The following is a 1,917-nucleotide window of genomic DNA, read 5'->3' as shown; positions in this document are numbered from 1 at the left end:
AAAACCTCGGTTTATCGGATGCGCGATTCGTGATTGAGCGGGGGCGAAATGCGAACGGGTTATGGGTCAGGTGGTCAGATGGTGCGATTGAATTAATGGGTTTTGCAACCCCGACAGATGGGTTAGCTATTGTTAATTTCCCTATAGCGCTACCAGAAATTTCTCCGCATATCAGCATAGCGGAGTATGTACCAGACGCAATCTGGGTCAATGTAGCACATACGTCGATGGTGATTAGCTCAACATTAACGACGACCGGGTTTCGGGTTCGCTGTCAGATGGCAGCGGGTGGCCCGTCACATTACGGTTTTTCATGGAGGTTATATTATGCGCCTATTTAATCCAAACACGATGACTGAGGTTTTACCGTCCATTCACGATACGATCGGAGCGATTGAACTCCCAGATGATTGTTGGTTTTTCCGCGAACGGGAAATACCGCAGGGGAAAATTCTATCGGTTAATGCGGCAGGCGAACCTATTTTGATTGATGCACCAACTGAATAACAATCAGGGGCACTTCGCCCCTTTCATCATTCTGGCTGCTCCGGCCATTGGATATCAGGGGCGGTAGCGCAATCTACCCGATTGAGCAGCACCCGATATTTGCGCCATGTGGTTAATGAGGATTTTTCGGCGGCGGTGGCCATATCTAAATCGACAGCGTCCTGTAATGGTTTAATCACAATATCCGCCTGCTGTTGCAATGATAATTTTTGCTGTTCAGCCTGCTGGATATGGTGAGATTTCAGCGCCGCGTTATCCGTAACCCACAACGTTTCATTCCAATTATCGAATGGCGTCTGGGGTGCTAATAATGTATGTTCGGGTTTGAGTTCGCCGATATAATCAACCGCTATTTTCTCCCGGGTTTTCGTGTGATACACCGATTTTCCACGGTAATCAGGAATATGCATCCACGATTTCCCATCCGGTGTACGACATATCGCAATATCATCAGATTTGGGTAACTCAGGGGCGTCCAAATACGCATCGGCCACAACAGAAAATCCGCGTGGAACACGGTCATATGATTTACCCAAAAACTCATGGGTTTGAGCATGGCAGAGATAAACCTCAGCCCAACCCTCAACAATTGCCAATCCATTTTCATCAAATTCGGCCATCGGAATGTTTGTCGTGTATTTAGCCATTAGAATATCCTCGTAATATAAATAACTGATTTGTTAACAGGCCTGTTTTCATTCGCAACGGGAACAACACGCGCTGCGTTAAATTCGAACGATACGGAATCGCCACCATCCCCCGCCTGCCGACCACTCGTGTTAACAGTTTTAGTAAATGCCCCTGTGGCAAAATTGTTTTGGTTGCCCCGCTCCGTCGTAGGGGCACCGAATGTTCCGTAGATATTTCGAATGGCGTCATTTTGAACCGTACCCAATTTGCGCCCCGGATCTAAATTCCGGGAACCACGGTCACTCGAATCCAGTGCACGTTTAAATAGCCCCCGATCGTCGGGCAATTGTCCATCAGGGAAAATTTTCAGTAATTCCAGATATTGGGATTTATCAAACGTTCGACCGTCGTTCACCATAAACCCTGTCGGTATCGGTGCGTGGGATTGCCATTCAATTGTGGCGCCGATGGGAATACCGCGAATGGATTGTTGATTACTATCGCCCAATGTGCTCAAAAATCGCGTATGTAAAACCGCGTTGCTATCAATCCAAATCTGTCCAACGTCACCGCCAATCAAACCAACGCTCAACCCCTTGGCCCATGTCGTCGCTACGCCACAGGTAAACGGCCCTATGTACGTTATATCAGGAATGCGATCCCGGTGCTGGGTTTGGGGAAATGCACCAACGTCTCCCGCATTTAGAGTCACATCATTCGTGAGGGGTTTATTATTAATAGTTCGGCTAGTACGCACCGTATCCGTTAAACCGAGGTTTT

The 1,917-nt window shown here is 47.8% G+C and carries 2 protein-coding genes and 2 pseudogenes; 2 read left to right on the top strand and 2 right to left on the bottom strand.

Annotated features, from left to right (window positions below; genetic code table 11):
- Positions 1-341 (top strand): annotated as a pseudogene (locus ABLA76_RS15930) (phage tail protein); the annotation flags it as partial.
- Complete coding sequence (locus ABLA76_RS15925; RefSeq protein ID WP_348988663.1) at positions 328-507, top strand: hypothetical protein; 180 nt, start codon at positions 328-330, stop codon at positions 505-507. The pseudogene ABLA76_RS15930 and the gene ABLA76_RS15925, both read left to right, overlap by 14 nt.
- Before the next feature lie 26 nt (positions 508-533).
- On the opposite strand, the gene ABLA76_RS15920 is transcribed toward ABLA76_RS15925, so the two are convergent.
- A complete protein-coding gene (locus ABLA76_RS15920) occupies positions 534-1,154 on the bottom strand; it encodes a tail fiber assembly protein (protein WP_348988662.1) in 621 nt (206 codons plus the stop codon).
- Positions 1,154-1,917, bottom strand: a pseudogene (locus ABLA76_RS15915) (hypothetical protein); the annotation flags it as partial. The gene ABLA76_RS15920 and the pseudogene ABLA76_RS15915, both read right to left, overlap by 1 nt.

The organism is Xenorhabdus sp. SGI240, from assembly GCF_040081915.1.
GTDB classification, from domain to species: domain Bacteria; phylum Pseudomonadota; class Gammaproteobacteria; order Enterobacterales; family Enterobacteriaceae; genus Xenorhabdus; species Xenorhabdus bakwenae.
Note: the sequence above shows the minus strand (reverse complement) of the source record. Positions and strands in the feature narration are given on the sequence as shown.

What these genes read in the sequence shown, in the direction of transcription:
- ABLA76_RS15925 (WP_348988663.1), top strand. Translation starts at nt 328, where the DNA reads ATGCGCCTATTTAATCCAAACACGATGACTGAGGTTTTACCGTCCATT.
- ABLA76_RS15920 (WP_348988662.1), bottom strand. Translation starts at nt 1,154, where the DNA reads ATGGCTAAATACACGACAAACATTCCGATGGCCGAATTTGATGAAAAT.